At 74.6% G+C, this 25,163-nt stretch carries 24 protein-coding genes and 1 pseudogene; 12 read left to right on the top strand and 13 right to left on the bottom strand.

Going from position 1 to position 25,163, the window contains the following annotated elements; all coding sequences use genetic code 11:
* Nucleotides 1-238: 238 nt before the first annotated feature.
* The 7 genes from ABFY07_RS11125 to ABFY07_RS11095 all read right to left on the bottom strand — a co-directional run bounded on the left by ABFY07_RS11125 (nucleotide 239) and on the right by ABFY07_RS11095 (nucleotide 10,750).
* Nucleotides 239-1,708, bottom strand: a complete 1,470-nt coding sequence (locus ABFY07_RS11125) for a SagB family peptide dehydrogenase (protein WP_346174321.1) — start codon at nucleotides 1,706-1,708, stop codon at nucleotides 239-241.
* The gene (locus ABFY07_RS11120; RefSeq protein WP_346174320.1) at nucleotides 1,705-2,766 is read right to left on the bottom strand and encodes a lantibiotic dehydratase C-terminal domain-containing protein; all 1,062 of its coding nucleotides are present in this window, start codon (nucleotides 2,764-2,766) and stop codon (nucleotides 1,705-1,707) included. Before ABFY07_RS11120 ends, ABFY07_RS11125 begins: the two co-directional genes overlap by 4 nt.
* On the bottom strand, nucleotides 2,750-5,383 hold the full coding sequence (locus ABFY07_RS11115) for a lantibiotic dehydratase (protein WP_346174319.1): 2,634 nt from the start codon (nucleotides 5,381-5,383) through the stop codon (nucleotides 2,750-2,752). The genes ABFY07_RS11120 and ABFY07_RS11115 overlap by 17 nt, the downstream gene beginning before the upstream one ends.
* On the bottom strand, nucleotides 5,380-6,456 hold the full coding sequence (locus ABFY07_RS11110) for a hypothetical protein (RefSeq protein ID WP_346174318.1): 1,077 nt from the start codon (nucleotides 6,454-6,456) through the stop codon (nucleotides 5,380-5,382). Before ABFY07_RS11110 ends, ABFY07_RS11115 begins: the two co-directional genes overlap by 4 nt.
* Nucleotides 6,453-8,420, bottom strand: coding sequence for a TOMM precursor leader peptide-binding protein (locus ABFY07_RS11105; RefSeq protein ID WP_346174317.1), 1,968 nt, complete (start codon nucleotides 8,418-8,420; stop codon nucleotides 6,453-6,455). The genes ABFY07_RS11110 and ABFY07_RS11105 overlap by 4 nt, the downstream gene beginning before the upstream one ends.
* Nucleotides 8,407-10,467: a group-specific protein gene (locus tag ABFY07_RS11100; protein ID WP_346174337.1), complete on the bottom strand. Its 2,061-nt coding sequence runs from the start codon at nucleotides 10,465-10,467 to the stop codon at nucleotides 8,407-8,409. Before ABFY07_RS11100 ends, ABFY07_RS11105 begins: the two co-directional genes overlap by 14 nt.
* Nucleotides 10,468-10,597: 130 nt before the next feature.
* The gene (locus tag ABFY07_RS11095; RefSeq protein WP_170111594.1) at nucleotides 10,598-10,750 is read right to left on the bottom strand and encodes a hypothetical protein; all 153 of its coding nucleotides are present in this window, start codon (nucleotides 10,748-10,750) and stop codon (nucleotides 10,598-10,600) included.
* Nucleotides 10,751-11,046: 296 nt separating this feature from the next.
* Between ABFY07_RS11095 and ABFY07_RS11090 the strand changes: the two genes are divergently transcribed.
* From ABFY07_RS11090 to ABFY07_RS11070, 5 genes are all read left to right on the top strand, one after another.
* The gene (locus ABFY07_RS11090; RefSeq protein ID WP_346174316.1) at nucleotides 11,047-12,234 is read left to right on the top strand and encodes a YcaO-like family protein; all 1,188 of its coding nucleotides are present in this window, start codon (nucleotides 11,047-11,049) and stop codon (nucleotides 12,232-12,234) included.
* Complete coding sequence (locus tag ABFY07_RS11085) at nucleotides 12,231-13,601, top strand: TfuA-like protein (RefSeq protein WP_346174315.1); 1,371 nt, start codon at nucleotides 12,231-12,233, stop codon at nucleotides 13,599-13,601. Before ABFY07_RS11090 ends, ABFY07_RS11085 begins: the two co-directional genes overlap by 4 nt.
* Before the next feature lie 205 nt (nucleotides 13,602-13,806).
* Nucleotides 13,807-14,595, top strand: a complete 789-nt coding sequence (locus ABFY07_RS11080; protein ID WP_346174314.1) for a response regulator transcription factor — start codon at nucleotides 13,807-13,809, stop codon at nucleotides 14,593-14,595.
* 16 nt (nucleotides 14,596-14,611) lie between these two features.
* Nucleotides 14,612-15,337, top strand: coding sequence for a sensor histidine kinase (locus ABFY07_RS11075; RefSeq protein WP_346174313.1), 726 nt, complete (start codon nucleotides 14,612-14,614; stop codon nucleotides 15,335-15,337).
* Nucleotides 15,338-15,440: 103 nt separating this feature from the next.
* On the top strand, nucleotides 15,441-16,157 hold the full coding sequence (locus ABFY07_RS11070) for a hypothetical protein (RefSeq protein WP_346174312.1): 717 nt from the start codon (nucleotides 15,441-15,443) through the stop codon (nucleotides 16,155-16,157).
* Nucleotides 16,158-16,519: 362 nt separating this feature from the next.
* On the opposite strand, the pseudogene ABFY07_RS11065 reads toward ABFY07_RS11070, so the two are convergent.
* From ABFY07_RS11065 to ABFY07_RS11055, 3 genes and pseudogenes are all read right to left on the bottom strand, one after another.
* Nucleotides 16,520-16,672: pseudogene (locus ABFY07_RS11065) on the bottom strand (glycosyl hydrolase 53 family protein); the annotation flags it as partial.
* 72 nt (nucleotides 16,673-16,744) lie between these two features.
* Nucleotides 16,745-17,218, bottom strand: coding sequence for an MFS transporter (locus tag ABFY07_RS11060; RefSeq protein WP_346174311.1), 474 nt, complete (start codon nucleotides 17,216-17,218; stop codon nucleotides 16,745-16,747).
* Nucleotides 17,182-17,478, bottom strand: a complete 297-nt coding sequence (locus ABFY07_RS11055) for a hypothetical protein (RefSeq protein WP_346174310.1) — start codon at nucleotides 17,476-17,478, stop codon at nucleotides 17,182-17,184. The genes ABFY07_RS11060 and ABFY07_RS11055 overlap by 37 nt, the downstream gene beginning before the upstream one ends.
* Nucleotides 17,479-17,557: 79 nt before the next feature.
* On the opposite strand from ABFY07_RS11055, the gene ABFY07_RS11050 reads away from it, so the two are divergent.
* The 5 genes from ABFY07_RS11050 to ABFY07_RS11030 all read left to right on the top strand — a co-directional run bounded on the left by ABFY07_RS11050 (nucleotide 17,558) and on the right by ABFY07_RS11030 (nucleotide 20,519).
* On the top strand, nucleotides 17,558-17,737 hold the full coding sequence (locus ABFY07_RS11050; RefSeq protein WP_076971833.1) for a CopG family transcriptional regulator: 180 nt from the start codon (nucleotides 17,558-17,560) through the stop codon (nucleotides 17,735-17,737).
* A 1-nt stretch (nucleotide 17,738) separates the two neighbouring features.
* Nucleotides 17,739-18,083: a VOC family protein gene (locus ABFY07_RS11045; protein WP_346174309.1), complete on the top strand. Its 345-nt coding sequence runs from the start codon at nucleotides 17,739-17,741 to the stop codon at nucleotides 18,081-18,083.
* Nucleotides 18,084-18,103: 20 nt separating this feature from the next.
* Nucleotides 18,104-18,961 carry a class I SAM-dependent methyltransferase gene (locus ABFY07_RS11040; RefSeq protein ID WP_346174308.1) on the top strand — a complete coding sequence of 286 codons (858 nt, stop codon included), beginning with the start codon at nucleotides 18,104-18,106 and terminating at the stop codon, nucleotides 18,959-18,961.
* 69 nt (nucleotides 18,962-19,030) lie between these two features.
* Nucleotides 19,031-19,876, top strand: coding sequence for an SDR family oxidoreductase (locus ABFY07_RS11035; protein WP_346174307.1), 846 nt, complete (start codon nucleotides 19,031-19,033; stop codon nucleotides 19,874-19,876).
* A 1-nt stretch (nucleotide 19,877) separates the two neighbouring features.
* Nucleotides 19,878-20,519 (top strand): TetR/AcrR family transcriptional regulator, encoded by a 642-nt coding sequence (locus ABFY07_RS11030; RefSeq protein ID WP_346174306.1) that lies wholly within the window; start codon nucleotides 19,878-19,880, stop codon nucleotides 20,517-20,519.
* 13 nt (nucleotides 20,520-20,532) lie between these two features.
* Here the strand turns inward: ABFY07_RS11030 and ABFY07_RS11025 are convergent, their stop codons facing one another.
* Genes ABFY07_RS11025 through ABFY07_RS11015 form a run of 3 tightly spaced genes read right to left on the bottom strand, consistent with a single transcriptional unit; the run spans nucleotide 20,533 to nucleotide 23,104 of the window.
* On the bottom strand, nucleotides 20,533-21,303 hold the full coding sequence (locus ABFY07_RS11025; RefSeq protein WP_346174305.1) for a CoA-transferase subunit beta: 771 nt from the start codon (nucleotides 21,301-21,303) through the stop codon (nucleotides 20,533-20,535).
* Nucleotides 21,300-22,217, bottom strand: coding sequence for a CoA transferase subunit A (locus tag ABFY07_RS11020; RefSeq protein WP_346174304.1), 918 nt, complete (start codon nucleotides 22,215-22,217; stop codon nucleotides 21,300-21,302). Before ABFY07_RS11020 ends, ABFY07_RS11025 begins: the two co-directional genes overlap by 4 nt.
* Before the next feature lie 5 nt (nucleotides 22,218-22,222).
* A complete protein-coding gene (locus tag ABFY07_RS11015) occupies nucleotides 22,223-23,104 on the bottom strand; it encodes an enoyl-CoA hydratase (protein ID WP_346174303.1) in 882 nt (293 codons plus the stop codon).
* Nucleotides 23,105-23,242: 138 nt separating this feature from the next.
* Here ABFY07_RS11015 and ABFY07_RS11010 point away from each other — a divergent pair, with 138 nt between their 5' ends.
* Entirely contained in the window at nucleotides 23,243-24,064 is an 822-nt protein-coding gene (locus tag ABFY07_RS11010) for an SDR family oxidoreductase (protein ID WP_346174302.1), read from the top strand.
* A gap of 13 nt (nucleotides 24,065-24,077) precedes the next feature.
* Nucleotides 24,078-25,160 (top strand): NAD(P)H-dependent flavin oxidoreductase, encoded by a 1,083-nt coding sequence (locus tag ABFY07_RS11005; RefSeq protein WP_346174301.1) that lies wholly within the window; start codon nucleotides 24,078-24,080, stop codon nucleotides 25,158-25,160.
* The last annotated feature ends 3 nt before the right edge of the window (nucleotides 25,161-25,163 follow it).

The following is a 25,163-nucleotide window of genomic DNA, read 5'->3' as shown; positions in this document are numbered from 1 at the left end:
GTTCCTTTTCCTGGTCCGGAACGTTCTTTCGCGGCGGCGACCGGCTGCCACTGCGGCCAACACCACCGTCGGCGGTGGGCCTTGCACCAACCTTCGGCATATCTTGAACCGGCTGGTGGAGCCGTTGCCGAACGACGGAGGCACAAGAATTCTCCGACCCCGGTGTTCCCGCTGTCATTGACCCGCAGCGCACAACACTTGGCTTTCCGCGCGAGCCTTCGGCTGTGCTCTCCGCGGATCAGCGCGGAGTCGGCGCGCTGCCGAGCAGAAACGCGCCGACCGGGATCTCGGTGTGCGGGGCGAGGTCGAAGGCGCGTACCGGGGTCTCGCTGTCGCCGCCGCCCACGGGACAGCCTGACAGGCCCATGGCGGTGGCGACGAGACAGAGCGTCTGCAGCAGGACGCCGGTGTTCTTCAGGGTCAGGGCGTACGCGTGCGCGGCGTACTTCCACGACAGCCGTTTGACGCGGGACACCAGGGTGAGGTGCACATCGGGCGGGGGCGCGCCACCGGTGGCGGCGGCTGCCTCGCGCAGCAGGCGGTCGACGGCTTCGGGGGCGCCGGGCAGGGCGGTCAGGGCGTGGCCGAGTGGGTCGTAGTGGTACAGACCCCGGTCAAGACCGTGGCAGCGGTGGACGGCGGCGTACAGCTCCAGTTCGTAGGCGGAGCCCGCGCTGGGGTACGGGCGGCTGGTGATCGCGTAGGGGCGGTCGTCCTCCGGGCGGGCGCCCAGCAGCGTGCGGACGCGGGCGGCGCGGTACAGGAACTCCGCCAACTGGCTTATTGTGAGCGGTTGTTCGCCGTAGGCGCGCCGGGAGGTCCGCGATTCGAGTACGTCGGTGAAGGGGCGGTCCTCTCGGCACACGCGGCCCAGGTCCGGCCGGCCGAGGGGGATGACGCGTCCGGCGGGGGGCGGGGCGACGGGCGGGGCCGGTGGCTCGGTGGCGCGCAGCGGGAAGACGGGCCCGTACGGGCGGTCGCGCGGGCCGGCCCGGGAGCCGTCGTAGGCGAGCAGTTCGTGAAAGGCCCAGCCGGGCGGAAGACCGGCCTGGCCACAGCCGCCGTTGTCGGCGGGGTGGCCGGCTTCGTCGGCGGGGTGGTCGGCGCCGTGGGCGGGGTGGGCGAAGCCAGTGGAGTACAGCAGGGACACCACGGCGGCCAGGGCGTCCTCGGTCAGATCGCCACAGCGGTCTGCCAGCTCGGCACGGGAGGCGGGGCGCGCGAGCAGGGCGAGCAGCGTCGCCACCCCGGGGTCCTCGAGTCGGAGCCGGAACCGCGACCGTGGCGACTCCAGGGCGAGTCGGTCGTCCACCGGCCGCAGGTGGGCGGCGCGGTCCAGGGTGAGCGGTGTGGCGGGGACGGGGCCGGGGCGGGGCGCGGCCTCGGGGGCGAGGGGCTCGGCGGTCGCCACGCGGCGGGAGCCCGTGGTGGCGTGGCGCCGGACGCTGTGCGCGAGCCGTTCCAGGGCCCCGTGGAGGAGGGCGAGTTGGGGTTCCGTGGGCAGTCCGGCGCGCCGCGCGGTGGCCCGGAGGCGGTCCGTCATGTCGTCGACGGTGGTGGGTCCGGCCGCGAGGGTGCGCAGCGCTTCGGCCAGCGGCGGGGTGTGGGGGCCGAGGGTCGTGCGGCCCCAGCGGTGGTGTGCGGTCAGCAGCCCGTGCTCGTCGTCGAGGGTGGTGCCGGGGCGCAGGGAGAGGAGGAGCGGGCTCATGGCCGGTGGCCCCCGGCCTCGGCGGTGTGCAGATCGGCGGCCGCGCGGGCGGCGAGGTGGCGCAGCAGCGCCTCCTGGGGCCCGTACAGCCCGAGTCGGTTGCACATCAGGTGGGCGCACCGGTTGGCGGTGAGGGCGGCGCGGGGGCTGGGGAGGGCGAGGAGGGAGGGGTCGTCGCGGAGGGCGGCGAGGTCGGGAGTGAAGCTCCCCGCCGCTTCGAGGGCCTGGAGCGTGGCGTGCAGCCGGGAGATGCTGTCGTGCCATGCGGCGACGGGCCCGGCGGGGCCCTCCGGCCTGGCCCGCGCTGCGGGGTCGGGGAGTTGCCCCGCCTCAGGGTCGAGGAGTTGTCCGGCCCGGCGGACCAGGGCGGGCCGGGCGCGCGCGTAGGCGCGGTCGAACGCCTCCGTGTCGTAGGCGGGCCCGAGCATGCGGCGCCACGCCTTGGCGCCGGCGCTCAGCGCGTCGAGCCGGCGGCGCGGATCGGGTTCCACCACGGCCCAGGTCAGCAGGACCACGGCGAGACCCGCAGAGAGCCGCTCGGCGGGCGGGGGGCGCCGGGCGAGGAGGGCTTCGGCGCAGTCGCTGGCCTCCATGAAGTGCCGCTCCACCGCGGCGAGGGAGGCCCCTGTTCCGTAGCGGTCGTGTTCGGGCAGGTAGGGGCGTGGTTCCGCGTGGTCGTGCAGGGCGCGCCATGGTTCGTAGCCGGAGAGCCCTTCGCGGGCGGCGGCTTGGTCGGCGAAGCCGAGGTAGGCCGCCTCGTCGACGGAGCGTGGCGAGGGGTGGTCCCGCAGCCAGGTGTTCCAGCGGGCGACGAGTCCTCGGGCGGTGTCGTGGGCGCCGGCGCCGTCGGGTGGGGCGGAGAGGACCCGGACCCGCAGGTGGGGGCCGCCTTCCCAGTAGCGCAGAAAGAAGTGGCCCAGGACGCGTCCGTCGCGGGCGAGTCCGGTCAGCGCGGGGACGACGGCCTCCAGCAGGAGGGTGTCGAGGTCGCCCTGGTGGAAGAGGTGCACGGCCGTCCACGGCCCGGACGAGGGGGGCGGGTCAGACGGCTGGGGCATGGAAGTCTCCGGGGAGTTCGATGACGAATTCGCTGGTGTACGGGGTGTCGTCGGGTGCCTGGCCGTCGTGTGCGTGGCCGTCGTGTGCGCTCGTCTCCGGCAGTGCCTCCTCGATGTGGACGACGGTGTCCGGGTCGTCGAGCGAGCGGGTGAGGGCGCGGATCAGGAGGGGGGAGGCGAAGTCGAGGTAGACGGGCTTGTAGCCCTTGTCCGCGAAGGCGTCCTGGGCCTCGCCCCGCAGGGTGCGGGTGCGGATGAAGCAGGTCGTGGGCAGGCCGAGTTCACGGCGCCATGCCTGGAGCCTCAGGAAGTGTTCGTGGTCGGGCTCGCCCGGCACGCGGCGTGGCACGGCCGCGGCCCGGGTGAGCCAGGTGCGGCGGCGCAGCACCACGCGGCCCGCCTGGAGGCGGGGCAGGCTCACGAAGCCCCGGTCGGGCACGTCCTCGGTGAACGGCCCGGGCAGCAGGGGGTGTCCGGTGCGGAAGAGCGTGTGGGGGTCGCCGAAGAGGCGCAGCAGTGTCGCCAGCGGTGGTGGCAGCAGCAGAGGGCTCATCAGGCCGAGGTGGACGGGGATCAGGTCGGCGTGGCCGTGGCGCGGGGAGCGGAGCACGGGCAGCCCGGTGGCCGGGTCGAGGTGCACGGTCACCTCGCCGAGCGGGATGCGGCCGGGGCCGCTCGGGGCGCCCCGGGTGAACGGGTGGTCGAAGGCGTGGGGCAGGGTGGGGTGCCGGAGGTTGGTGTTCGAGGCGTACAGGCCGCCGATGTCGACGGGGATGCGGCCCGGGCCCGTACGGGCGGCGGGAGGCGGCGGCACGGAGCCACCGGGACCACCCGGACCGCCCGGGCCACCGGAGCCAACGGGACCGCCGGAGCTACCGGACCCACCGGGACCGCCGGTGGCGCGGGCCCGCATCCGGTCCAGGCGGCCCCGCCAGTGGCCGTGGCCGACGGTGACGGCGTTGAGCACGGCGTGCGGCAGGCCGTCCGGGCCGGGCAGCGGCTGGATGTAGTGGGCGAGGCTGAGCGGCGGGCGGGGGGCGGCCGCCTCGGTGGGCAGGGTGCCGTTCCGCAGGGCCCGCAGGGTGGCGGCCCGGTGGTCGGCCAGGCGGCGCACGGCGGGCAGCGGGCTGGCGCGCAGGAGCGTGTCGTCCACCCCGAACCCGGGCCGCAGCAGCGCCCGGACGTGCTCGGCGGCGGGCGACGGGTCTTCCCGCAGCCCGTGCAGGGCGAGAAGCAGCGGTATTCGGGGCCGGGGGCCGTACCGGTCGGCCAGCCACGCGGCCGCCGCGTACCGGGCGGGCAGGTCGCGGTCGAGGACGGCCAGGGCGCGGCCCACCGAGGCGAGGTCGGCGAGCAGCGGCTGCCACGGTGCGCGGGCGAGGGTGGCCACCGTGCCGTCGAGCACCGAGTCCTCGTGGACAGGGCGGCGTTCGTACGGCTCGCGCGGGGCGGGGAGGCGCAGGGCCCGCTCGACGGCGAGCAGCCGGTCGCGGGCGGCGCGGGCGCGCCGGCGGCGGTCGGCGTGGTGGGCTGGGCGTGGTGCGGGCGGCAGCGCGGAGCGCAGGGCCGTCAGGGCGTGGCGGGTGTCCGCCGGCACGAGGTGGGCGTGGTCGCTGAGCCAGCCGATGAGCGCGGCGAGGTGACAGGGTTCCTGGTCGTCGAGGGGGAGGTCTTCCTGGAGCATTCCGGCGGTCACGAAGCGCCGGACCGCGGGGCCCGCGTCGGCCGGGGTGGCCCCTGCCGGCTTCTCCAGGGCGCCCAGCAGGTCGGGGGCCCGGTCCCCGGCCGGGAAAGCGGTGATGCGGGCGCCGGGGCCGGGCGCGATCAGGCGCAGTGTGCCGTCGGCGACGGTCAGGGTCGGGTTGCGGCGCAGGCTCAGGGCGTCCCGCAGGGCCGGGTGGGTGCGGAGCAGGCCGTCGGCGACGCGGCGCAGCCGGGCGAGGTTGAGTTCGGCGGTGGTGGAGCGGGATTCCAGGTCTCCAGTGCGCAGCCAGGGCCCGTGGTCGGTCCAGCGGGCGCGGCCGGTGGCGGTGAACGTGCCGTGGGGGCTGGTCTTCACGGCGGCCCGGGTCAGGTAGCGGGCCAGGCTCACCAGGGCTTTGGTGCCGGGAGCAGGGCCCGCCGGGTCGGCGAGCCAGCGCTCCAGGACGTCGTCGAGCGCCGGGCCGGCGTGCAGCAGTCCCTGCCTGAAGCGTGGTTGCGCGAGGGCGTCCCGGAAGGCGGCGAGCGCGTCGTGCGTCTCCTCCTGGAACACGGCCGCCAGGGTGTCGAGGTGCTCGGCGCAGCGCGTGCGCCGCTCCAGCCAGCGCCGGATCCGGTCGGCGAGGGGATCGGGCAGCGCGGCCCGCACGGCGCGGTCCCACTCGGCGGCCCGAGGGGGGCGCCCTTGGTGGGCCGCGCGACGCAGCCCGACGACGCGGGGCTTGAGGGCGGGGTCGGGCAGGTGTCCGATGACCGGGTGCAGGGCGTCGGCGATGCGGCGGCCCTCCTCGGCGATCCGTTCCCGGGTGTCCAGGATGTTCTCGGCGAGTTCGAGGCTCTTCGGCGTGTTCAGGACGGTGAGCGTGCGGCGGGGGACGCCGGCGACGCGCACCACCGGGTCGGGCGGGGTGTTCATGGCAGTGCTCCGGAGACGGCGAAGCGGACGGGGACACGGAGGCGGGGTTCGGGTGGCGCGTGGCCGAGGGTGATGTGGCAGACCACGTCGGCCCCGCCGGGGGTCAGACCGAGGAACGCCGCGGCGGCCGGGGTCGGCGCGGCGTCGCACCACGCGGTGAGCCCCGCGCCGAAGGCGGCGACCCGCAGCCGCAGTGCTTCGGCGGCGCGCGGCGGCCCGCCTCCGACGAGGTGGACGACGGCCGCGGCGTGGGCGAGAGCCGCGGCGGCGGGGTGGCCGCCGCGGGTGAGGACATGGGCGTACGGCGCGGTGGGCCCCCGCCACACGGGCTCGAGCGGGCCTGAGCCGGTGCCGGCCCGGTACACCCCGGGTTCCAGGCCGGCCACCGAGTTGACGGTTATTCGGTAGGGCGCGGTGGGGGCCGCCCGGCGCAGCAGGGTCAGCAGGTCGCGGACGGTCGGCGGTTGGGCCGAGGCGGTGACGTAGGCGGGAGGCCGGGCGGGCAGGGCGGCCAGCGCGTCGTCCACCCGCGCGGCCGCGGGCTCCTCCACCCGCGCGGCCGTGGGCCCGTGGGCGCGCGGGGGCGTGGGTGATGTCGCCGGGGACGCGGCGCGGGCGTACAGCAGCAGGGTGTGCGGATCCCCCGGCGCCCGGTGGGCGCACAGGCCGGCCGCCGCGGCGACGAGCCGTACCCGCTCCGCCGCCTCGCCCGTGCCGTCGGCCGGCCGCAGCGCGAGGGCCCCGTCGTACGACCGGGCGGGGTCGGCGCCCCTGGGGAGCAGACGGTGCCCGAGGGGGTCGTACGCATAGCTTCCGGCCGGCACCGGTGTGCCGGCCCCGGCCGTCACCAGGGTGTCGCCCACGTGCCCGAGGAGGCCCGGGCTCTCGCCAGGCCGCGCCTCGAAGGGGCCGGCGCCGCGGGCGTGGCCGAGCACGGCGGCCCATCCCCGCAGGGTCGCGGGGCGCGGGACACCGCCGCAGACGCAGCGGCGCGCGGCCGCCAGGGTGTGCTCGACCGTGGCCGGCGGCGGTGGCGGGGGCAGCGGGACGGGGCCGCGGCGGTGGCCGGTCATGGGAAGGGGTGGGGATCGGTGGACAGGACACCGGTCAGCCGCGGCAGTCCCTCGGTGCGCCGCATGAGCGGGCCATAGGTGACCGCCGCCGTGCCCGGGACGACGACCTTGACCGCCGACAGGCCCAGCGCGGCCACTTCGGCGGGCGTCTGGTCGACGGCGACGACATCCAGCCCGGTGTCCAGGTATCTGCCGACGAGGTCGCGCAGGTCCTCGGTGAGGTCCCGGTGGTGGCGGGGCAGGTGTCGGCCGTGGTGCACCTCGGTGAAGGCGCGCGGTGGCTTGCCGTCGAGCAGGAACGCCAGGCGCGCGAACGCCTCGGGCGCGGCGGCGGCCAGGGCGTGGTCGGCGGGATGGGCGATGAGGGAGGGGTCGTGGGCCAGCCGGCGGGCCCTGTCCCGCTGGGCCCGGTAGCGGGAGCTCAGCAGGGTCAGGTGGGGCGCGAGTTCCATCAGGGCGCGCACGGCGGCCCGTTCCGGGTCGGGGTGGGCGCCGGCCGCGAGGGCGGCGCGCGGGGTGTCCCCCCGCTCGTCCTCGTCCACGGCGAGCGCCACGACGCAGGGGATGTGCTGTTCCTGGGTGGCGTCGAGGAGGTGGACGCGGTGGCCGGTGAGCTGGGTGAGGTGCTCGACGAGCAGCGGCACGGCGCGGTCGCGGGCGCTGTCCGGGTCGATGGCGTCGAGCGGGGTGCGCCGGTACCAGGTGGTGAAGAAGGCGTCCCGTTCCGCGACCTCGAGCAGCCCGTGCAGCTGCGCCTCCTCCAGGCAACTGCCCAGCGCGCAGCCGTTGGAGACCTCGAAGACGAAGCCGGGGTCCCGCTCGGTGGCGGACAGGAAGTACGCATAGGAGCGCGGCAGCAGCACGGGGCGCTCCCGCCGGTACGACCAGCCCCACACCCAGTCGGTCGGCTCCGCCTCGTCGAAGCGGCGGAACGGGAAGCCGGTCAGGTCGTAGTGGTCGTCCGGGTGGAGCCCCAGCGTGCGCGGGTCGATGGCGTCCTGGCGCACCTGGGCGTACGCGGCCCGTACCGCCCCGCGCCGCGCCCGCGGCCGGACGCTCGCGTACCGCTCCAGGCCCTCCAGCAGCGCGGCCGCCGTCGCGGAGGCCCAGTCCTCGCCCGTGCCCAGGCCCGCCTCCGACTCACCGCCCCCGGGCAGGGCGAGCGGGGCCCGCGCGAACGGCACCCCGGCGGGCACCGCGCTCACCTCGCGCAGCAGCCCGGTCTCGGGGTCGGCGAGCGCGGCCCGCAACCGGGCGGGGTCGGGCCGGCGCAGCCGGTGGCCGGGGCGGGGTTTCGGGCGGGGGCGCGGGGTGTGCGGGGCGGCCCGCGGGCTGTCGTCCGGCAGCCCGCCGCACGCGGCACAGCAGGGGTCGGGGAGGAAGGTGTGGCCGCGCACGTCGAGGTCGCGCAGGCCGACGACGGTCAGCCGCCGGGCGGGGACGCCGGCAGCGGCGGCGGGGACCTCGGCGGCGGTGAGGGCCAGGACGCGCTCGGCGACGAGATGGGCCGTCAGCTCGGCGGCCACCGTGGTGAGCAGGGGCGACGGCACGGGCACCGGCTCGGCGGCGTGGTGCTCGCGTACGGCCCGCAGCACCGGCCAGTCCGGGCGGGCGTGGGCGCGCCGCATGCGCAGACAGCGGTGGCAGCCGGGGACGCCCGGGCGGACGAGCGGGCCGATCAGGACGCGGTCGCCCTCGGTCCACACGGGGAGCCACGGCACGCCGGAGGCGGCGGCACGGTCCCGGTAGCGGTCGTGTGCCCCGTCGCTCTCCCATCCGTCGCTGACCGTCAGCCAGACGGCGTGGCCCTTCAGGTCCGTTCCTTCCGCTGGCCCTTCTCCCGGGCCGGCGGCGGGGCCGGCGGCGGGTGTCGTCCGGGCGCCAGGGGCCAGGCGCCCGGCGACGGCCCGGTGCAGCAGGCCGCCGTCCCCGGACACGGCGGCCGGGGGCTCAGCGGGCCCCATCGAGGACCACCCGGGCGATGAAGGGGACGAGCGCGTGGAAGTCGGTGTCGTGGTCCAGCGGCACGGCGTACGCGGTGTAGCCCTCAGCCGCCAGGCTCGCGGCGAGGGCCGCGACCCGCTCCCGGGGGCCGGCGCCGGGCAGCGACGCGGGCACGCGGCCCGCGGCCCGCGCCGGCGCGGCCAAGGGCCCGGCCGGCCGGGCTTCCACGGCCGGCTCGGTCCCCTGCTGCCGGGCGAGCAACAGCGCGCCGGCGGCGTCGGCGAGCGCCCCGGCCGCCGTGGCGGCGCAGCCCACCGAGACGAGCCGGCCCTCGACCACCAGTCCGATGACCGGCACCACCAGCCCACCGGACAGGCCCCACACCCCGGGCGCCGGCCCGAGCGCGCACAACAGCCGCCAGTGACGCGCCGCTTCGGGCTCGGGCGGCAGAGTTTCCGGCGGGAGACCTTCGGCCGGCGAACCCTCGGCCGGCAGGCCCTCCGACGGCAGGCCCTCCGACGGCGGGCCGTCCGGCGGCGGCCTGTGCGGCGGTGGCTGACCCTCCGGCAGGGGTATGGCCTGCGGCAGGGGTACGGCCTGCGGCGCGGCGGTCGCGCGGCGGGGCGCGAGTGAGCGCACGGCGTCGAAGAGCGCGGCCTCGACCGCCGCGTCCCAGCTCTCCGCGCAGGCGGTGCCCACGGCGGCGGGGCCGCCGCTCTCCCGGTCACCCCCCGCCGGCCCCGGCAGCACCAGGCTCGCGGGCAGCCGCAGGGCGTGGCTGTCCGTCAAGCGCTCGGCGCAGAAGGGGGCGGGGGCCGGCGCGGCGTGGCCGTTGCGGTCCGGTGGCACGGGGCGCGCGGCCATCAGCCCGTACGAGGCTCCGGCGCGGCGCAGGACCATGGCGCGGGCGGTCCGCGGGTCGAGGGAGGCTCCGACCACCGTGTCCGCGCCGGCGACGGCGCACCGCGCCACGGTGAGCGGGATCTGGCTGCCGTACTCCGTCGTCGGCGGCCCGTACGGGCCGGTGAGGTCGTCGGCGCAGTCGGCGAGCCGCGCGGTGAGCTCGTCGGGGTCGAGCGCCGGGGACGCGCGCAGCGCCCTCGCCCGGCGCTCGACGTCCGCCTGCTCCACGCCCGCCGTCTCGTCGGCCTGCTCGGCGCCTGCCGCCTCCCCGGCCCGTGGGGCGGGGAGGACACGGTGCCGGTGGGTGGCGAGGGTGGCGAGGTCCACGCGGAGGGTCTCGGGTACCGGACCGGGAGGCCCGGCGTTCTCGTCGGGGGCGCCGGTGAGGAGGCGGAAGACGGCCAGGGCGAGCCGTCCGCCCACGAGGGCGGCGGCCGCGGCCGTCAGGGGCCCGGCGGTGCCCGGGGCGGCGGCGTTGCGGGTCCGGTGGCGGACATCGGCCCAGCCGGGCGGGGCGGTGGGCGGCAGGAGCCAGCAGTCGCCCCGCAGGCTCAGCGCGCGGAACAGCGGCACTCCGGCGCAGGCCCGTTCGACGGCCGCCACCCTCCGCTCCGCTTCGGCCGTGGCCCCCTCGCCGGCGTAGACGACGGCGTCCACGCCTTCGGCCGCGGCGCGGAGGGCGTCGTACCCCGCCCTCGGGTCCTCGCCGAGCGCGTGGCGCAGTCCGCAGGCGAGGAGGGCGTGCCGGGCCGCCGCGTGCAGCGGGCCGTCGCCGAGGACCAGCACGCGGGCGGTGCGGTAGCGCTCGAAGCGGTGTTCCGGGGAGTCCAGCCAGTGTCCGATGTAGGCGATCTCGTGGCGGTAGTCGTGCAGTTCCGCGGCGGTGAGGCCGTGCGGCCGCGCCTCGGTGGCTTCCCGGAGGTAGCCCCGTCGCTGGAGGGTGTCCAGCAAGCGGGTGGCGACCGCCCGGTGTCCGCCGGGGAGTCCGTCGAGGGCGGCGTCCACGTCCTGGGCGCCGTCCAGGAGCGGCCAGAGCCGCTCCAGCCACGCGTACACGGTGGATCCGCGCAGCGCGAGCGCGCCGGACGGCCCGAGCACGGCGGCGCCGTCCTCGGTCGGCGCGTACCGAACCTGCCGCACCGGCATCAGCCGACGGCCGTCCATGACGGACACCACCCCTCCTCTTTCCCAAGGACCCGGACAACCCCGACACCCTGTACTCCCCCGGCGCCCCCGCCCTCAGGGGCCGGTCCCCGGCGGTGCGATGCCGCGCCGCCGGAGGCCGGCCGTTGGGTCACGACAGCGCGCAGGAGCTGCTCGCGCTGTGGCAACAGGCGTACGCCCACGCCGAGCCGGCGCCGTCGTTCTCCTCGGTCAGGTCCGACTCGACGACCTCGAACATCTCGTCACCGAGCTGCTCGAGATCGAGGAGAGAGGAGTTCTCCATTTCTCATTCCTTTCTGTCGACTGCAAGGGACAACCGAATAGTTATCCCGCGCCCCTGCCTTCGAACACCCCTCCCCCAGCGTTGGCAACCCGCCCGTATCAGCCGTCATGACCTGGGTGAACGACATGTCCACGCGCTTACCTGAACCGCATTTGCGGCCCCTCTTACACATTTCTTGCACAGCGCTGCCGAAATCTTGCCCGAGCGTTGTCCGTGCGCTGGCCCCCGCCTGCCCGGCGGTTTCCGTACGAGCGCCGATGCTGAGGCGACAGGCCGCGCGGCGGGAGGAGGGGCGGGTGAGGAAGGTCCACTTCGAGGGCACACATCGCGTCCGGCGTCCGGAGGAGACCTGGGCGATCATCGATGGACTGCGGGACAGGTTCGGCATCACGCGGGTCGCCGATGTCACCGGGCTGGACACCCTGGGCGTGCCGGTGATGATGGCGGTGCGCCCGGCGGCCAGGACACTCACCGTCTCGCAGGGCAAGGGGGCGTCACCGCTGCTGGCCCGTGTGTCGGCCGTCATGGAGTCCGTGGAGCTGTGGCACGCCGAGTACGCGTGTCCGGCGCCCGAGCTGAAGCACACGCCGGCGTGCGAGCTGGAGTTGCCGTACGACGTGCGGGATCTGCAGCAGCACCACGGCAGCCTGCTGAGCGAGCGGACACCGCTGGACTGGGTGGCAGGCGTCGACGCCGTCAGCGGCGCCGGGACCCTGGTGCCACAGGCGTACGTGCGGGTCGACTACCAGGTGTCCCAGGCCTGGCAGCCGCCGCTGCTGCACGGCTCCACCAACGGGCTGGCCGGGGGCAACAGTTACGGCGAGGCGGTGACCCACGCGCTGTACGAGGTCATCGAGCGGGACTGCACGGCGGCCATCGGCTCGCTGCCCGTCTCCGAGCGGCGGCACGTGGACCCGTCGAGCGTGGACGACCCGATGTGCGCGGTGGTGCTCGACCGGATCCGCGACGCGGGCGCCTGGGTGGAGATCGTGGAGGTGCCCAACCGCTGGGAACTGCCCTGCTTCGTCACCTACATCTGGTCGGAGGACTTCCCGGCGCTGGCCGTCGGCGCCGGGGTGCACGCCTCCCCGGCGGTGGCGCTCAGCCGGGCCGTCACCGAGTCGGCTCAGAGCCGGCTGACGGCGATCACGGGCAGCCGCGACGACCTCGCCGCCGCCCTGTTCCCGAACGGTCCGTCGGCCGTCGGACCGCCGCCCGTCACCGAAGGCGGGATCGTCCCCTGGAAGGACGTCTGCGGACGGGCCCGGGAGTTCGCGGAGGACACCGAGGAGGCGCGCTGGCTCGCCGAGGCGGTCCAGGAGCTGACCGGTTGTCCGCCGGTGGTCGTCGACCTCAGCACGGAGAGCACCTTCAGCGTGGTCAAGGTGGTGGCGGCGGGGCTGGAGTTCGACGGCCGCCATGAGATCCCACGGCCCCTGACGGCCGCCTCGCCCTCCCCCGCCGGTCCGAAGGAGGCCGTGTGACCACCCATGTGTTCATCGGGCCCACCCTCTCCGCAGAGGAGGTCCTCGCGGTGGTGGACCGGGCGGTGGTGCACGGCCCGGTGCGGCACGGCGATCTGCTCGCGCTGGACACCGGCGCGGCCGACACCGTGCTGATCGTCGACGGGGTGTTCCACCAGACCGCCCCGGTGCGCCACAAGGAGATCACCGACACCCTCGCCCGGGGCACCCGGGTCATCGGCGCCTCCAGCATGGGCGCGCTGCGCGCCGCCGAGCTGTGGCCGTACGGCATGGAGGGCGTCGGCCTGGTCTTCGGTATGTACGCGCGAGGGGACCTGGACGCCGACGAGGAGGTGGCGGTCGGCCATCTGCCGTCCGGCGCGCACCGGCAGTTGACCGTGCCGCTGGTCAACGTCCGGTGGACGATCTCCAACGCGGTGGCCGAGAGGGCGCTGGATCCCGGGCACGGCGTGGCGCTGCTGGAGGCCGCCCGGGCCCTGCACTACACCGAGCGGAGCTGGGCGGCCGTCGTGCACACCGCCCGGCGGCTGCGCCCGGCCTCGGCCGAGGCCGCCGAGGCGCTGCGGGACTTCGCGAGGCGCCGCCCCGACCTGTCGGACGTCAAGCGGCGGGACGCGCTGCTCGCGCTGTCGCACTGCGCGGCGCCGCGCCGGCCCGCGTCCTCCCCGGGGCGCACGCCCGCCTGGATGGTGCCGCGCACCATGTATCTGGAGCGCTGGCGCGGCCTCCACCGGGCGGCGGCGCGTGACCGGCACCCGGCGGGGGTGTCCGAACTGGACGTCCTGCGTTTCCAGCAGCTGTACGCGCCGGACTTCCCGGAGCGCTACCGCCGGTTCGCGCTGACCCGGATCGCCGGCGCCCCTTCGGACCTGGCCGGCTCCGGTCTCGACCGCGCCGCTCTGGAGGCCGCGGGGCGACGCGGCATCACCGCGGCGCGGCTGCCGCGGACGGCCTGGTCGTACTGGCTGACCGCGGAGGAGCGGCGCGCGGGCGGTCCCGAGCACCACTTGGTGAAGCTGCTGGTGCGCTCGTTCCGCAGCGCACCGGGAGCGGCACCGTTCCACGACGCTCCCGCGGAACTGCGGGGCACGAAGGAGGCGTGGGCGGCGAGTGCCGACGCAGTGGCGGCCGCGGACCGTCTCAACGCGCGGATGGCCCGGACCGGCGAGCGCCGCACACCGCGTCATCTGCCCAGGGCCTTGGTGCGGCGGCACCTGGTGGACACCTGGGGCGTGGGCGAGCCCGCCGCGCTGACGGCCGTGGCGCGCGACCGGGGGTTCATTTCCCTGGAGGAGGCCGAAGACGCGGCCCGGCGATTCGTGCTGTTGCGCCGGGCGAGCGGAAATCAGCGGCCCGCGGCCCTCTGAAACGTCCTCCGCGTCATCAATTCATGTCCCCCTTAAGCGAAACTAAAAAAGGCGGGGTGCGACGACGGGGCCGTTATTTCCGCATGTCCGTTGAAAAACCGGGGATCCCCTTGATAAACAGGAGGCCGGGGAAACCGTTCGGTCGGCGTTGCCGGCGTTGCCGGAAATGGCGATCGCGCTCCGCCCGTGGGGGAGGACCAGATCCATGGACGTCCTGATCGTCGAGGATGACGACGGAACAGCCGAGGCCCTTGAGCGGACGCTGAGCGTCCACGGTTACCGGACGCAGCGCGTCGGCACCGGCGCCGAGGCCCTGACCCGGCTCGCGGACGTGGACCTCGTCCTGCTCGACCTGGGGTTGCCGGACCTCGACGGGCAGGAGGTGTGCAGACGCATCCGCGAGCTGTCCTGCGTGCCCGTCATCGTCCTCAGCGGCAGGACCGAGGAGCTGGACCGGGTACTGGCCCTGCACCTGGGCGCGGACGACTTCGTCGCCAAGCCCTTCAGCCGCCAAGAGCTGGTGGCCCGCATCCAGGCCGTCCTGCGCAGGGCGGCGGGCTGCTCCCGCCACCCGGCCGGCCGGGACTCCCCCGCCGCCACGAATGCCGCGCTCGCCCCACCTGTCGCGTCCGCCCCGGCGTCCCCCGACACGGAGGATCCGGGCCCGGATCCGCACCGCCCGGGGCAGGCCCCGCTGCGCTGCGGCCCGGTGCGGCTGGACCCACGCACCCGCAAGCTGTTCGTGGACGGGGCGGAAGTACGGGTCACCCGCAAGGAGTTCGACCTGCTGGCGATGTTGCTCGAAGAGCCGGGATCGGTGATGGAGCGCCAGGACATCATGTGCCGCGTCTGGGACGAGAACTGGTACGGGTCCACGCGGACCCTCGACGTCCATGTGGGCTCGCTGCGCAGCAAGCTCGGCCACACGGAGTGGATCGAGACCGTACGCGGAGTCGGCTACCGGCTGGCGTTGCCGACCGCCGCGCGTGCCTGAGGCCGGGCGTACCGCCATGCACCGGAGTCCGCCCGCCCCCACGGCGGTGCCGGCCCCGGCGCTGCCCGGTGGTGGCTCCCCCGCCATGGCCGCGGTGGCCGCCCACCAGGTGCGCGGCCCGCTGTCCTCCGTACGCCTGCGCCTGGAACTGCTGAAGGACAGGCTGGGCGGTGCGTCGGACGCGGCCGCCAGACGCGAGGTGTCCGGTGTCCTCCGTGAGGTGGACCGCCTGGCCCAGGTGCTGGACCAGGTGCTGGCGTGGGGCACCGTCGACCACGGCGGCGATGTCCCCGTCGAGCCGGTGGACCTCCTGAGCGTGGCCGCGTCGCGGGTGGACGCCTGGTCCGCCCTGGCCGCGGAGCGCGGCGTTCGGCTGCGGATCGACGGCACCACCGTGGCGGGAGCGCACGTCCGCGGCTCGCTGGAGCAGGTCCTCGATGTTCTGTTGGACAACGCGCTGCAGGTGACGCCGGGCGGTGGCAGCCTGTTGGTGGCCGTGCGCACCGCCACCGCCGAGGCGCGGGTGGAGGTCATCGACCAGGGGCCCGGGATGACGGACGAGGAGATCGCGCACGCCTGTGAGCCGTTCTGGCGCGGCACCTGCGGACGCGGCCGCAAGGGCACGGGGCTCGGGCTGACGATCGCCGCCGCGCTGCTGGCCGCCTCGGGCGGCCGCCTCGAGTTGAGCCGCTCCGCCCGGGGTGGCCTGCGTGCGGTAGCCGTGCTGCCGCGGGCCGGATGAGCGGGGAGCGGTGCGCCGCCGGCCGGCGCCGCGCCCCCGCGGGGTCGCGTCCCGGGGCGGAACGGGGTATGCACCTGCCATGAGGCGTACGGTATGGCCGGCCGTGGCAGCGGCTGTGGCACTGGTGCTCGGGGGCTGCTCCCAGGGTGACGGCGGCTGTGGTGAGGGCGACAGGCCCGAGCCGACGCGTTCCGCGGGGGCGCGGCTGCCCGTGGCGGTCGGGGCGCGGTCGCAGCCGCCGGGGATCACCGGCAAGGCGATCGAAGCGGCCCTGCCGCCCAGGAAGGCGCATCCCTCCCTCATGGACCAGGCGATGCGTCGCCTGATGTCCGACACGCTGAACATGGCGGGGGCCATAGGCGACATCCGGCCCGGTGCGTGCGAGAAGGCCGTGGTCAAGGAGGGTGAGGGGGCGACCCACCGCTGCACCGTGATCTATGAGGGTCTGGAGGTGGCGTGGAAGGTCCGGTTCTCCGACATCGACGCCTCGGGCGGGTGGACCACGGCCTCCTACCGGGCCTGGCCGGTGAAGGGGGTGCTCAGGGCCGAGACGGTCTACGCGGCGTACGCCTGGATCCACCCGGAGAAGGAAGAGGCACCGCGCTGCGACAGGATGCCCGAGATCTTCCGTGCCGAGGCGGGGAAGGCCACCGGCTACGAGTGTCAGATCCTCCTGGCCGACTGCAGCGACGGGACATGGCGCCTGAAGTGGGTGAACCAGCCGGTCTGGATCGGCGGCGAGGGCCGGGTCGAATTCGGCGAGCCGGAGCCCGTGTCGCCGGGAGCGTCCTCGGGAGGGGTCCCGGAGTCGGCGGGTTAGAAATGCCGCACGGAATCCCCTCGAGGACAGGAGGTCCACCTGATGGGCACGGATACGCGCCGGCGGGCCGGAACGGCCGCCGTCACGCTGACGATGGCGGGCACGCTCGGGTTCGGCCTGGTGGCGCCCGGGGCGCAGGCCGCCGGTCATGGCCCGTGTGACGACGGGCGGTGCAAGATCACCGTGTCGGCGCCCACGAGCATCAAGGTCGACAGCCATCGCTTCGGGTTCGGGAAGCTGCGGATCACGCACGTCAGTTCCCGGTCCGTCGCGATGTCGGCCACCACCACGAACGGCACGCGGCTGAGCGGCAGCACCAGTCCGGGCGGCACCGTGTGGCTCAACAACCGGGCCTCAGCGACCGGGTCGGCCCAGGTGTCCGAGTAGTGGAAGTCGACCAGGAGCTTGCCGCCCTTGGCCTTGTTGTTGTAGCCGCTGGCCGGGCTGTTCCGGACCCGGAGGCGGATGTAGTTCACCCCGGTGCCCTTGGGGATGTCGAGGGGGCCGTTCACGGTAGGGGGAGTCGGAAGGAGTGGGAAGCGCCCCGGCGGGCGGTGAGCGCCCCCGCCGGTCCGGCTGGGGCGGCCTCAGCTCTCGGCGGCGGCCGGTTCCGGCTCGTAGGCCCGCGGCAGTTCGCGCTCGCGGCGCATCGGGCTCATGGCGAGGATGAGCCAGCTGGGCGCGACGAGGCCGGTCATGATCCACATGGCCGGCCGGTATCCGACCGCGTCGCCGAGCAGGCCGCCGAGCAACGCCCCGAGGGGAATGGTGCTGTGGTTGATCACCATGGCCGTCGCCACGACCCGGCCGAGCATGCGCGGCGGGCAGTAGGCCTGCCGGAAGCTGCCGACCACCACGTTGGTCACGGAGATGCCGAGCCCGACGAGGAAGCCGCCCACCGCGAACAGCGGTAGCCCGGGCCCCGCCGTGGTCATCGGCAGGAGCAGGGCGAACGGCGTGGTGACGGCCTGGAGGAAGAGCAGCCCGCGCGCGGTGCCGAACCGCCGGGTGAACCGGGTGGCGATCAGCGCGCCGACGATGCCGCCGTCCCTCCGGTCCACCCACGCGCCCACGCGCCCACGGACAGGCCTATCAGCAGCCAGGGCAGCCACACCGCCGCGGCGAGCAGGCCCACGGCGGTGGAGTCGGCGTCCAACTCCTCGACCGCGATCAGCGGCAGGGCCACCGCGGTGATGCTGTTGCCCAGGCCGCTGACGGTCTCGCCCGTCCAGAGCAGGCGAAAGTCCCGTTGGGCGAGCACTCCCCAGCGCTTTCCTGAGCGCTTTCCGGGCCGGTCCGGTGTCTCGTTCGTGGCGTTCACCCACGGCATCTTGCCGGAGCCCGCCGCGCGCCCCACTCCCGAGGGGCGACTAGCTTGCTAGGATGCTAGCATCGCCCTCGTGGGTGATGAGGAAGTCAAGCAGTTCAACGTCTACCTGCCGATCGGGCTGATCAAGCAGGTCAAGTACCACGCCATCGAGTCGGGCATGTCGTTGTCGGCGCTCGTCGCCGACGCGCTGCGCGTCTACCTCGACGACGCCCGGCGGCGACAGGGGCCATCAACCGAGAAGGAGAGCTGACATGGCGACTGAGGGAATCGAGGCCGTGTTCCTGGAGACCCACAACTGGGGCAGGGCGGCGAAGTTCTTCCAGGGACTGGGGTTCGAGTTGGAGTTCTCGACCGACCACAACTCCGGCCAGTTGCGCAACGGCGACGGCCCGTACGTGTTCATCGCCGAGGTTCCCGAGGACCGGGAGCCCCGGACGCGGATCGTGCTGAAGGTGCCGGACGCCGACACGTTCCGTCCCGATCCGGCCGTCGAGGTGGTCACTCCCTTCGAGGACACCCATTACGGGACCCGGGAGATGACCGTGCGCGACCCCGACGGGCGCCTGTGGACCCTGCAGGCGCCCGCCAAGAACTGACGACAAGGACGGGGAACACCATGACCGACGAGCCGACCGGGGCTCCGGACAACACCGCGGTACGGACCGCCCTCTGGCGGGCGTTGCACCGTGAAGTCGACCCGCCCCCGCATGTGATCGAGGACGAGATCGGCCTGCGGCTGGCGGATCCCGGCGACGACTGGCGTGACCGCCCGGACATGGACCCGGAGGCCACCAGGGGGTTCCGCGCGGCCATCGCGGCCCGCGCCCGTTTCGTCGAGGACCTGGTCGCCGAGCGGGCCGACCGGGGCGTCACCCAGTACGTCATCCTGGGAGCCGGTCTGGACACCTTCGCCCAACGCAGGCCGGAGCTCGCCTCCCGCCTGCGGGTCTACGAGATCGACCAGCCGGGGCCCCAGGCCTGGAAGCGCCGCCGCCTGGCCGCACTCGGCTACGGCGTCCCCGACTGGCTGCGCCTGGTGCCGGTCGACTTCGAGGCGAGCGAGTCCTGGCTGGAACAGCTCAGCGCCGCCGGCTTCGACCCCGGCGAGCCCGCGGTCATCGTCTCCACCGGCGTCACCATGTATCTCACCAAGGACGCCACCGCGGCCACCCTGCGCCAGATCGCCGGGCTCGCACCCGGCTCGACGCTCGCCATGACCTTCCTGCTGCCGATCGAGCTGGTCGACGAGGCTGACCGCGCCGGCCTGCGGGCGAGCGAAGAGGGCGCGCGGGCCTCGGGAACGCCGTTCCTCAGCTTCTACACCCCCGCCGAGATGCTGGCCCTGGCCCGCGACGCCGGCTTCGGCGACGTCCGGCACGTGTCGGGGTCCTCGCTGGCCGGGCGCTACTTCGCCGATCGCACCGACGGCCTCCGCCCGTCGAGTGGGGAGGACCTGCTCCTGGCCACCGCCTGACGCGCGACCGTCCGGTGCCGGGCGGCGGCAACCTATCGCTTGGTTGGTCGCCGCGGCTAGGGTGTCGGCATGACGCTCCAGTTGGACATGTCGGGGAAGGTCGTCCTGGTCACAGGAGGCACCAGGGGCGTGGGTGACGGGGTGGTCGAGATGTTCCTGCGGGCGGGCGCGGACGTCGAGATCTGCGGCCGCACCGCCCCGCCCACGGCCCGCGCGGTCGAGGGAAGGCCGGCGCGCTTCAGCCGGGTCGATGTCCGAGACGCGGAGCAGGTCGGGCGGTGGATCGAGGAGGTCACGGCGCGGCGCGGCCGGATCGACATCGCGGTGAACAACGCCGGCGGCGCGCCGTTCGCCGATTTCGCGACCGCCTCGCCGCGCTTCCACCGCAAGGTCACCGAGCTCAACTTCCTGGCCCCGGTCTTCGTGTGCGGGGCGGTGTTCCCGGTCATGGACCGCCAGGCGGGCGGTGGTGTCGTCCTCAACATCACCTCCGTCTCCGCGCGGCGGCCCAGCCCGGGGTCGGCCGTGTACGGCGCGGCGAAGGCCGCCCTGGAGAGCCTCACCAGGAGCCTGGCCGTGGAATGGGCGCCGCGGGTGCGGGTCAACGCGATCAGTTGCGGCCTCGTGGCGACGCCTGGCTCGACGGGCCACTACGGGAGCGCCGAGCAGGCCGCCCGGATCGCGGCCACCATCCCGCGCGGCGTGTTCGCCCGGCCCGAGGACGTCGGGGCGGCCTGCGTCATGCTGGCCTCCCCCCTCGCCGCCCACATCACCGGCGCCGTCCTGAACGTGGACGGCGGCGGTGAGTGGCCGGCCTTCCTCCAGCACTCGCCGAACGCCCGGGGGCCGGCCGTGGCAGGATTCGATCAAACGCTTGCCGGCCGGAGGCCGGCCCCCGGCGGAGAGGACGAGTGACATGGCGGCACGACGCCCCGCCCGCGCAGCCGCCGCGAACGGCGAGGTGAGGACCGGCGGGAGCGGCCGGTCCGACCGCCGCGCGGAGCTGTTGCGGATAGCGGCGGGCCTGTTCGCGACCCGCGGCTACAAGCAGACCACGGTCAGGGACATCGCCGACGAGGCGGGCATCCTGTCGGGCAGTCTCTACCACCACTTCAGCTCCAAGGAGGAGATGCTCGACGAGATCCTCCGTGACTTCCTGGGGCGGTTGCTGGAGCGCTTCACCGCGATCGAGGAGCAGGGGCGGGACCCCAAACAGGTCCTCGACCAGCTCATCGAGCACTCCTTCGCCACCATCCACGAGACGCCGGAGGCCGTCGCGCTCTACCAGAACGAGTCGGGCGCGCTGAGCGGGCAGCCCGGCTTCGCGTACGTCGACCAGTTGGGCAGGAAGATCGAGGAGATCTGGATCCGCGCCCTCACCGCGGGCCAGAAGTCCGGGGTCTTCCGGGACGACGTCGACGCCGGCATGACCTACCGGTTCATCCGGGACACCGTGTGGTGCGCGGTGCGCTGGTACCGACCGCGCGGCAGGTTCCGCCACGAAGCGGTGGCGGAGCAGTACCTCCGCGTCCTGTACGGCGGCCTCGTCACGGAGTGAGCCGGACCCGGGGTCAGGCCCCGGGCGCGGCCGCCGGGGGGACCTCGCGGTCGCGCAGCCCACGGGGGTCGATGACCTCGCGAATGAGCCCCAGTTCCGTCTCGTCCGGAAGCCGTGTGCTGGTCGCGCCGGCCGCGTCGAGGTCGAAGCCGGTGTTCTTCCGGACCTCCTCCACGGTGACGCCCGGGTGCACCGAGCGGATGCGCAGCCGTCCCCCGTCCCCGTAGCCCAGCACCGCCAGGTTGGTGATCACCACGCCGAGATGGTGGAACCGCAGCCCCCGGCCGGCGCGGGCGCGGTCGTTTCCCACCCCGCACACCACATCGACCTTCTCGACGAAGACCTTGGGGGTGTGCCGGGCGACCCAGTAGTCGGTGCGGTGGTTGACCGTGTTGCCCGGCGCCCCGCGGACGCCGATGAGCTGCCGGGTGGGGCGCCGCCAGTCGCCGATGAGGGAGATGTTCTGGTTCCCGTACGGGTCGATCTGGGCGGCCCCCATCATGCTCTGCCTGCGGCCACTGGCGACGAGGTCGAAGACCCGCCGGAAGGGCACCCAGCCCTCGACGACTCCCCCGTCGGCGGCGGTCCGGCCGAGCGGCGGCGGTTCGCTCATGAAGAAGGCCTCGCCGTCGGAGAGGACCAGGTCCGGGCAGGTGGTCAGGCGCGCGAGCCGCGCCCCGATCATGGGCAGCACGCCGACCGCGTGCGCCAGCACCTCCCCCGCGTCCCGCCAGGCGTCGGCGCAGGCCGCAGCGCACACCTCGGCGCGGGTGACCTCCATCATCGGCTCCCCTCCGCGCGGCCGTGCCCACCGTGCCGCGCCTGCCGGTCGTGCCGGTCGTTTCGGTCGGCGTGGAACCGCGCCACGGCCTGGTGGTAGTCCGGCTCTCCGCCGTCGAGGTAGGTCTTGCGGAACAGCTCCCACGCCGCGCCGTCCCCGGCCGACGAGGCGTAGTGGGCCTGGAAGGCCTCGTCCCGCCCGTAGTCGGGCTCGCAGGAGGTGAAGTGCGCGCCCCGCGGGGCCTCGATCACGCCGGTGACGAAGATGCGGCTGATGAGCAGCGACTGGGCGGGGCCGGTGGCGAGCAGGTCCTCGGGCGGCACGATCCGCTCGGTGCTGACGTAGGCGCGGTCCGCGGCCATCGCGTACAGGTCGTCGAAGTACGGGTCCGGGCCGAGGTACTGGGCGTTGCCGGCCGCGTCGGCGCGGTTGACGTGGATCAGGGCGACGTCGAGCGGCAGGGCCTTCATCGCGAGGTACTCCTCGCCGTCGTACGGGGAGGCGATCGTCACCAGGTCGGGGTTCATGGCCAGGACGTCGGATCCGAGTCCGGCCCGGGTGGGCAGGAAGGACAGCCGGGCGGCGGCGGCGCGCAGTCCGGTGACCACCATGCCCTCGTCGTATTCCGCGGTCTCCAGGGCGCCTCGCTCCCGCGCGGCCCGGAAGTGCGGGTCCAGCGCGATGCTGTCCAGCGAGACGAAGCCGTAGACCAGTTTGCGGACCTTGCCGGCCGCGCACAGCAGCCCGACGTCGGGGCCGCCGAACGAGACGACGGTCAGGTCCCGTACGTCGCCGCGCAGGAGTGCCCGGACCAGGGCCATCGGCTTGCGGCGGGATCCCCATCCGCCGATTCCAATCGTCATGCCCGACTCGATCGTCGCGGCGAAGTCCTCCAGCGGCATCGTCTTGTCGCCCATGGGTGTCACGCACCGCCCCGGACGGGCCGCGCGGAGTCGCGCATCGCCCGTGCGTCCAGGCCCGCCAGGGAGTCGGCGCCGACCTCGGCGTTGTGGGCGTGCGCGGCATGGTGGAGGCCGAACACCGAGTCCATGCCGGAGCGCATGCCCTGGAGGTCCTCGGCCTGGTTGATGGCCTTCTTGGCGAGGGCCAGGCCGAAGCGGGGCATCGCGCTGATCCGCTCGGCCAGGGCGAAGACGGTGGCCTCCAGCTCCTCGCGGGGCACCACGTGGTTGACCATGCCGAGGCGGTGGGCGCGCCGGGCGCTGAAGCGGTCCCCGGTGTACAGGAACTCCTTGGCGGCCCGTGGGTTCATCACCCAGGGGTGGGCGAAGTACTCGACGCCGGGGATGCCCATCCGTACGACGGGGTCGGAGAAGAAGGCGTCGTCCGAGGCGACGATGAAGTCGCAGGCCCAGGCCAGCATGAGCCCTCCGGCGACGCAGGCCCCCTGGACCATGGCGATCATCGGTTTCGGGATCTCCCGCCACCGGCGGCACATCCCCAGGTACACCTCCGACTCGCGGGCGATCCGGGAGTCGGCGCCCTGCTTGTCGGTGTGGTCCCACCAGATGACGGCCTTGCGCTCGAAGGTCTGGTCGATGTCGCGGCCGGGCGTGCCGATGTCGTGGCCCGCGCTGAAGTGTTCGCCACTGCCCGCCAGGACGACGACCTTCACCGCGTCGTCGTCGACCGCCCGGGTGAAGGCCGCGTCCAGGGCGTAGGTCACCTTCGAGTTCTGCGCGTTGCGGTACTCGGGGCGGTTGACCGTCACCAGGGCGACCGGGCCCCGGACTTCGTAGGTGACGACCTGCTCGTCGGCCGGACGGCTTTCCGCACGGGACATGCCAGCTCCTTCGCCTCCCCGGCGTCCGGCCGAGGATCGCTCGCGGCGTTGACCAAACAAGTGCTTGGTGGGTTAGTGTAGGTGATGCCTCGGTCGCCGAACAGCACCGCACACACGGCTGGTTGCAGGAGGGGAATCGTGGATGAGGCCCGCGCCGACGGTTCGGCCAGCGGTGGGCAGCCGGTGCCCGAGTACGTGCCCGGCCACGGCCTGCTGGCGGGGAAGACGGTGGTGGTCACCGCCGCGGCGGGCGCGGGCATCGGTTCCGCGGTGGCGCGCCGGTGTCTGGAGGAGAGCGCGCGGGCTGTCGTGCTGGGCGACATCCACGGGCGCCGCCTCGCGGAGGCGCGGGAGGAGCTCTCCCGGCGGTACGGGGCGGACCGCGTGGCCGCGGTGGTGTGTGATGTCACCGACGAGGCGCAGGTGGGCGAACTGCTTGACGCGGCGGAGCCGTTCGGCGGCACCGACGTGCTGATCAACAACGCGGGCCTGGGCGGGACCCGTTCCGTCCTGGAGATGACCGACGAGGAGTGGTCCCGCGTCCTGGACACCACCCTCACCGGCACCTTCCGCTGCGTCCGGGCCGCCGGCAACCGGATGGTCCGCGCCGGCCGGAGGGGCGTGATCGTCAACAACGCCTCGGTGGTGGGCTGGCGGGCCCAGGAGGGGCAGGCGCACTACGCCGCGGCCAAGGCCGGGGTCATGGCGCTCACCCGCTGCGCCGCGATGGACCTCGCCGAGCACGGCATCCGGGTCAACGCCGTGTCGCCGAGCCTGGCCATGCACCCGTTCCTGGCGAAGGTGACCAGCGAGGACCTGCTCGACGAGCTCAAGGCCCGGGAGGCGTTCGGCCGCGCGGCGGAGCCGTGGGAGGTGGCCACCGTGATGGTCTTCCTGGCCAGCGACTACTCCTCCTACATGACCGGCGAGGTCGTCTCGGTCAGTGGCCAGCACCCCTGAAAGGAGAGCCGGCATGAGCACCGCCCACCACCTCGCGCTGCGTACCCCGCTGTGCGACCTGGTCGGCGTCCGCCACCCCATCGTGCAGACCGGCATGGGGTACGTCTCCGGGCCCGAGCTGACGGCGGCCACGGCGGCGGCCGGCGGGCTCGGCATCCTGGCCGGCGCCACCCTGTCCCTCGGGGAGACCCGCGCGGCGATCCGCTCCGTACGGGAGCGCACCGACGCGCCGTTCGGGGTCAATCTGCGCGGGGACGCCCCCGATGTGCGGGAGCGCGGCGAGCTGCTGGTGCGCGAGGGTGTGAAGGTCGCGTCCTTCGCCCTCGCGCCCGACGAACGGGTCATCCGCGGGCTGAAGGACGCGGGGCTGGTCGTCATCCCGTCCGTGGGCGCCCGCCGCCACGCCGAGAAGGTCCGGGCGTGGGGGGCGGACGCGGTGGTGGCTCAGGGGTCTGAAGGGGGCGGCCACACCGGGGCGGTGCCCACCTCGATCCTGCTCCCCCAGGTCGTGGACGCCGTCGACATCCCGGTCATCGCCGCCGGCGGCTTCCGGGACGGCCGCGGGCTGGTCGCCGCGCTCGCCCAGGGCGCCGCCGGCATCGCGATGGGGACCCGTTTCCTGCTCACCAGCGACAGCACGGTGCGCGACTCGGTCAAGGCCGAGTATCTGCGGCGCGGCGTCACCGACACCGTCGTCACCCCGGTCCTGGACGGCGTTCCGCAGCGGGTGCTGCGCACCGGGCCGGTGGAACGGCTTTTGCGCGAGGGGCCGTTGTCCCGCCTGATCCGCTCCCTCCGGCACGCCGTCGCCTTCCGCAGGGTGTCCGGTGTCCCCTGGGCCGACATGATCCGCGAGGGCCTGGCCATGCGCCGCAGCCGCGGTCTGGGCTGGTCCCAGGTCCTGATGGCGGCGAACACCCCGATGCTGCTGCGCGCCGCCATGGTCGACGGCCGGACGGACCTGGGCACCCTCGCCTCCGGGCAGGTCGCCGGGGTGATCGACGACCTGCCCAGCTGCGCGGAGCTGATCGAACGCATCATGGCGGAGGCCGACACCGTGCTCACCCGCCTCACCACCGCCGGCGCGCCGCGGTGAGTG

The organism is Streptomyces sparsogenes subsp. cuspidosporus (assembly GCF_039532705.1).
Classification (GTDB): domain Bacteria; phylum Actinomycetota; class Actinomycetes; order Streptomycetales; family Streptomycetaceae; genus Streptomyces; species Streptomyces sparsogenes.
This window is presented reverse-complemented; position numbering and strand designations above follow the sequence as displayed.